The sequence below is a fragment of the Hyalangium sp. genome (assembly GCF_035629615.1).
Classification (GTDB): domain Bacteria; phylum Myxococcota; class Myxococcia; order Myxococcales; family Myxococcaceae; genus Hyalangium.
In genome coordinates, this window is record NZ_DASPHO010000430.1 from 1 (window position 1) to 5,697 (window position 5,697).

Genomic DNA, 5,697 nt, shown 5'->3' on the forward strand with positions numbered 1-5,697 from the left:
GCGCAGGTTCACCGCTGGATCGGTGATGTTCGCGTCCAGGGGATTCAGCGGGCACCCGGCGTGCCGCTCCTGGTCCCCATAGCTGACCTGGAGCAGCCCCACGCTGAGCGTCCGCAGCGGCCGGGGCTCCAGGAACGTGCGCTCCGGATCGAACCCGGACTCCAGCCGAGCGATGGAGGCGAGCAGCAGGGCCCAGAAGGCCTTCCGCTCCTCGCGGGAGGCGTCGAAATAGCTGGGGCACAGCGCCCGCACCTCCTCGGCGGGCACCTTGTCGTCCTCGAGCAACGGCTGGCCGATGTCGTCCAGGGCCTCACCGATGACCACGTTCCACTCCTGCTTCCAGGCGCGTCCGCGCTCCTCTCGAACCTGCGCGAAGCGGGGCCCCTGGGATGAGGGAGGCATGGGCGCTGGCGCCAGGGAAGCCCCGGAGGATTCCCGAGGAGCCCCCGCCGGCCGGACCTGCGCGGCCAGCGAGCTCCGAGCTGTCGGCTCCGGGTGGGCGCAAGCCACTCCCAGGAGCCCCCCGAGCATGCCCAGCACGAACCTCCAGCCTTGGGTGTCCATCGGCCTCATCGTCCTGCGAGCCAGGAAGCGAGGCAACGCCCCACCCGCGCGTCCATCCAGCTCTCGACAGGAGGGGCCCTCAGAAAAGCCAGGGCCCTCGCTCCCACGGTGGGAGGAGGGCCCCAATCACAGCGACGGTTCCAGGGAGCACGGGAGGAGCTCTCGGCCCTCCCCTGCTCCAGTCAGGCCGTCTTCGGCTTCATGCCACCCTTGGCGCGACCCTCGCGCGCGGCGGCGCGCTCATCCAGCCAGATGGTGAGCGGGCTGGCGATGTAGATGGACGAGTAGGTGCCCACGACGATGCCCACGAGCATCGCCATGGCGAAGTCCCAGATCTCGCCGACGCCGAAGATGAGCAGGCCCACCAGCGACAGCGCCGTGGTGAATGAGGTGAGGAACGTACGGGCCAGCGTGTCGTTGATGGCGATGTTGATGACCTCGGGCAGCGGCTTGCCCTTGAACTTACCCATGTCCTCACGGATGCGGTCGTAGATCACGATCGTGTCGTTGACCGAGTAGCCGATGATCGTCAGCAGCGCCGCGATGGAGGTGAGATTGAACTCGCGCCGGCTCACCAGATAGAAGCCGGACACCATCACCACGTCGTGGAGCATGGCCGCCAGCGCGCCCGGGCCGAACTTGAAGTCAAACCGGAACGCGATGTAAACGAGGATGGCCACCATGGTGTACAGCATCGCCGCGATGCCCTTGTTGCGCAGCTGCTTGCCGACCTGCGGGCCCACGTAGTCCACGCGGCGCGTCTCGAAGTCCGGCTGCGGCTGGCCCTGAGCCAGCGCGACCTGCACCTTGTCCGCCATGCCGCTGGCGACTACCTGGTAGTCGAACCCGCCGCCCTGCGCTTCCCCCAGCTCGCGCACCTCCTGAACACCCGTGCCCGAGGCCTCCACCGTCTGCTTGATGGAGCCCGTCGTCAGCGGGGCGGTCGAGCGGAGGTTGATGATGCCGTTGGGCATGTCCACGTAGATGCTCTTGACGTTGCCCAGCCCGTTGATGGCGGCCTTGGCCTTCTCGGAGCTCGCCTCGTTGAGCTGCGTGACGCCGCCCATGCGCAGCAGGAAGGTGTTCTCCGCCTCGCTGCCGATGTTCTGGACGGACACCTCATGCAGCCCACCCGCCTCCGCGCGCTTGCGCACCTCGGCCGCGCTGATGGGCTGGTTGAACTTCAGCTCCACCACCGTGCCGCCCGCGAAGTCCACGCCCAGGTTGAAGCCCACCGTGGCGATGCCCACCAGGATGGCCAGGTTGACCATCATCGAGATGTAGACGGCGATGCGGCGCTTGCTGATGAAGTCGATGTTTGTCTTGTTCTTGAGGATGCGCATGGCGGCTCTTTCTCAGACCGACACCGTCTGGGCGTTCCGGCCGTGGACGAAGTAGGTGATGATGACGCGCGTCACCATGATGGAAGTGAACAGCGACGCCACCAGACCGATGATGAGCGTCGTCGCGAACCCGCGGATCGGCCCCGTGCCGGTGGCAAAGAGGATGAAGCCGGCAATCAGCATGGTCACGTGTGCGTCGAAGATGGTCCAGAACGCGCGGTCGTACCCCTGATCCACCGCCTGCCGCGCCGTCTTCCCGTGGTCCAGCTCCTCGCGGATGCGCTCGTTGATGAGCACGTTGGCGTCCACCGCGACGCCCAGCGTCAGCACGAACCCCGCGATGCCCGGCAGCGTCAGCGTGGCGTTGAACAGCGACAGCCCTGCCAGGATGAGCAGGCCGTTGAGCAACAACGCCACGTCCGCGATGAGGCCCGACTTCCGGTAGTAGATGGCCATGAAGATGATCACCATCAGCACGCCCACCAGCGCCGCCAGGCTGCCCTTCTTGATGAGCTCCTCGCCCAGCGAGGCCCCCACCTGCCGGATCTCGCCCACCGTCACCGGCGCCGGCAGCGCGCCTGCCTTCAGCACCAGCGCCAGCGTCTGCGCATCCTGGAACCACTCATCGAACGACTTGGCGCCCGCGCGGCCCATGGTGATGCGCGCGCTGCCGCCGCCGATCTTCTCGTTGATGCGCGGCGCCGACTGCACGTACTCATCCAGCACGATGGCCATCCGCCTGCCCACGCCCGCCTCGGTGAGCCGCTCGAACTCGCGCGCACCCACCGCGTCGAAGGTGATGTTCACCTCGGGCTCGTTGATCTGGCTGATGTTGGCGTTGGCGCTCTCCACGCTCTCGCCCGTCAGCGGCACCTCGCGATGCACCAGGTAGGAGCGGTAGGCCAGGCACTCGTTCTTCTTCAGCGGGTTGGCCACGCACTCCAGCAGCACCTCGCGGCCCTCCGGCACCTTGTCCTTCACGTAGGCCAGCATCGCCTCGCGGTTGGGGCCCTTGAGCTGCGGGAAGCCCTCTTCATCCGTGACGGTGATGGTGCTGCCCTCGGGCGGAGGGGTCTTCTGGAGCATCTCCTGGAAGAAGGCCGCGTTGGTGTCATCCACCATCCGGAACTCGAGCTGCGCCGTGGTGCCCACCAGCTCCTTGGCCTGCTCCGGATCCGAGCGGCCCGGCAGCGAGATCTGGATCGAGTCCGTGCCCAGCTTGCGGACATCGAGCTCGGCCACGCCCCACTTGTCGATGCGGTTGCGGATGACGAGCATCGCCTGGTCCACCGCCTCCTGCTCGAAGCGGGTCACCTGGCTCTCGTCCGGCCTCAGCACCAGCTTCCCGCCCTCCCGGCTCACCCGGGTGAAGTCAGTGAAGGTGGTCACCACCTCCTTCTCGATCGCATCCATGGTAGCCGGATCCTTGGCGGTGATCGTCAGCTCCAGCCGCTCGGGATCCGTGTCCACGGTGACTTCACCCAGCTTCTTGTCCTGGGTGATCCACCGGGCGACCTGCAGGCCCCGGCGCTCGGTGCGCTTCTGGAGCGCCGTCTTGGTGTCCACACGCATCACCATGTGGATACCGCCCTGGAGATCCAGCCCCAGGTTCAGACGGTACCTGGCGGGAGGCGCCCAGGCGGGCAGCTTCTCCTCCAGCAGGGCCAGGTTGTTGCGCTCCGAGGGCTTCATCACCACCAGGGAGACATAGGTGGGGATCAGCAGCCACACGGTGGCCACCGTCACCGCGACGATCAGTCCGAACTTCCACCACCAGCCGCGGTCCATTACTTCTCCTCCTTCTTGTCCTTGTCCTCGGGCTTGGCGCCCTCATCGGAGATCGCGCCCTTGGCTAAGATGGACCGCTTGAGCACGCGGATGCGCACCCCGTTGGCCACCTCCACCGTCACCGTCTGCTCGGAGACGAGGTGGATCTTCCCGAGGATGCCACCCTGGGTGACGACCTCGTCCCCCTTCTTCAGCCCCGTGAGCAGATCCCGGTGGGCCTTCGCCTGCTTCTGCTGGGGCCGGATCATCACGAAGTACATGATGGCCACCAGCAGGGCGATGAAGCCGACATTCACCATCGGGTTCGTGCCACCGGCCTGGGCCAGGATCAGGAAGCTCTCTGCCACGTACCGCCTCGTCGCTTGGAAAGGTTGGAACCGGCCCCGGCCCAGGTGTGGGCAAAGGTCGACCCAGAAGGGTGCGCCTCTTAGCAGCAGCCCCCTCCATGAGCAAGAGAACGCGGGCGGTGGCGGCCCCTTCCCAACACCCACCACCCCCGGTGCTCACCGAGCGCCGGTCCTCTCGGCCTCCTGAGCCGCCGCCCGCTCCCGGAACTCCCGGGCGAAGGCCGCGTACCGGCCCTCGGCGATGGCGCGGCGCACCTGGGCCATGAGCCCCAGGAAGTAGTGCAGGTTGTGCAGGGTGTTGAGCCGCATGGCCAGGATCTCCTGGGCCACGAAGAGGTGGCGGAGATACGCCCGGCTGAACGTCCGGCAGGTGTAGCAGGAGCAGGCCGGGTCCACCGGACGTGGGTCCTTGGCATACACCGCGTTGCGGATGACGACCTTGCCCTCGGAGGTGAAGAGCAGGCCGTTGCGGGCGCAGCGGGTGGGCAGGACGCAGTCGAACATGTCCACGCCGGCCTCCACGCAGGTGACCAGGTCCACCGGGGTGCCCACCCCCATGAGGTAGCGGGGCTTGTCCCGCGGCAGGAGGGGCGCGGAGAAGGCGACGCCTGCGTGCATGGCCTCGGGCGACTCGCCCACGGAGTAGCCGCCGAGCGCGTACCCGGGCAGATCCACCGCGCACACCTGCTCGGCGTGAGCCTTGCGCAGGTCCTCGTGGAGCCCACCCTGGACGATGCCGAACAGGGACGAGCGCTCGCGGCTCCAGGCCTTGGCGCAGCGGTGGAGCCAGCGCGTGGTGCGGGCCATGGACTGCTCCATGTAGGCACGCTCGGACTGGGCGGGCGGGCACTCATCGAAGGCCATGATGATGTCCGCGCCGAGCGTCTCCTGGATCTCGATGGAGCGCTCGGGGGTGAGCATGTGGCGCGAGCCATCCAGGTGGGACTGGAAGGCGGCCCCCTCCTCGGTGATCTTGCGCTTCTCGGAGAGGCTGAAGACCTGGAAGCCCCCGCTGTCGGTGAGCATGGGCCGGTTCCAGGAGATGAAGCGGTGCAGGCCGCCCAGCTCGCCCACGAGCGCCTCGCCGGGCCTCAGCATGAGGTGGTACGTGTTGCCGAGGATGATCTGCGCATCCAAGGTGAGCAGATCGTCCGGGCCCACGGCCTTGACGCTGCCCACGGTGCCCACGGGCATGAAGATGGGCGTCTCGATAGGCCCATGGGGGGTGTGGACCCGGCCACGCCGGGCCTTGGAGCCCGGATCCTCATGGAGCAGCTCGAAGCGCACCAGCCCCGGTGCCACCCGCGTGTCTCCCCTACCCTTTGGCTCGTCCATTGCTTACTCCGTCACCAGCATGGCATCGCCATACGAGAAGAACCGATAACCTGCCTGGATGGCCTCGCGGTACGCCGCGAGAGTGCGCTCCCGCCCCAGCAGGGCGCTCACCAGCATCACCAGGGTGGAGCGCGGCAGGTGGAAGTTGGTGAGCAGCAGGTCCACCTGTCGGAAGGTGAAGCCCGGGCGGATGAAGAGGACGGTGTCCCCCTGCCCCGCGCGCAGCCGGCCCGTCTGCGGATCCGTGGCGGACTCCAGCGTGCGCGCCACCGTGGTGCCCACCGTCACCACCCGGCGCCCCTCGGCCTTGGCGGCGTTCA

Annotated in this window: 6 protein-coding genes; all 6 read right to left on the bottom strand. The window is 67.6% G+C overall.

All coding sequences use genetic code 11. The annotated features are described in order from the left end of the window. On the bottom strand, positions 1-564 hold a 564-nt coding region (locus VD972_RS22035; protein WP_324990071.1), incomplete at its 3' end, for a hypothetical protein. Between the two features lie 182 nt (positions 565-746). Further along, positions 747-1,907, bottom strand: a complete 1,161-nt coding sequence (secF, locus tag VD972_RS22040) for a protein translocase subunit SecF (RefSeq protein WP_324990073.1) — start codon at positions 1,905-1,907, stop codon at positions 747-749. Between the two features lie 12 nt (positions 1,908-1,919). Further along, positions 1,920-3,695, bottom strand: a complete 1,776-nt coding sequence (gene secD, locus VD972_RS22045) for a protein translocase subunit SecD (RefSeq protein ID WP_324990075.1) — start codon at positions 3,693-3,695, stop codon at positions 1,920-1,922. After that, positions 3,695-4,042, bottom strand: a complete 348-nt coding sequence (gene yajC, locus VD972_RS22050; protein ID WP_324990077.1) for a preprotein translocase subunit YajC — start codon at positions 4,040-4,042, stop codon at positions 3,695-3,697. The genes secD and yajC overlap by 1 nt, the downstream gene beginning before the upstream one ends. A 156-nt stretch (positions 4,043-4,198) precedes the next feature. Next, positions 4,199-5,377: a tRNA guanosine(34) transglycosylase Tgt gene (gene tgt, locus VD972_RS22055; protein ID WP_324990079.1), complete on the bottom strand. Its 1,179-nt coding sequence runs from the start codon at positions 5,375-5,377 to the stop codon at positions 4,199-4,201. Positions 5,378-5,380: 3 nt separating this feature from the next. Then, positions 5,381-5,697, bottom strand: a 317-nt coding sequence (locus tag VD972_RS22060) for an S-adenosylmethionine:tRNA ribosyltransferase-isomerase (RefSeq protein WP_324990081.1), incomplete at its 5' end; no start/stop codon positions are given.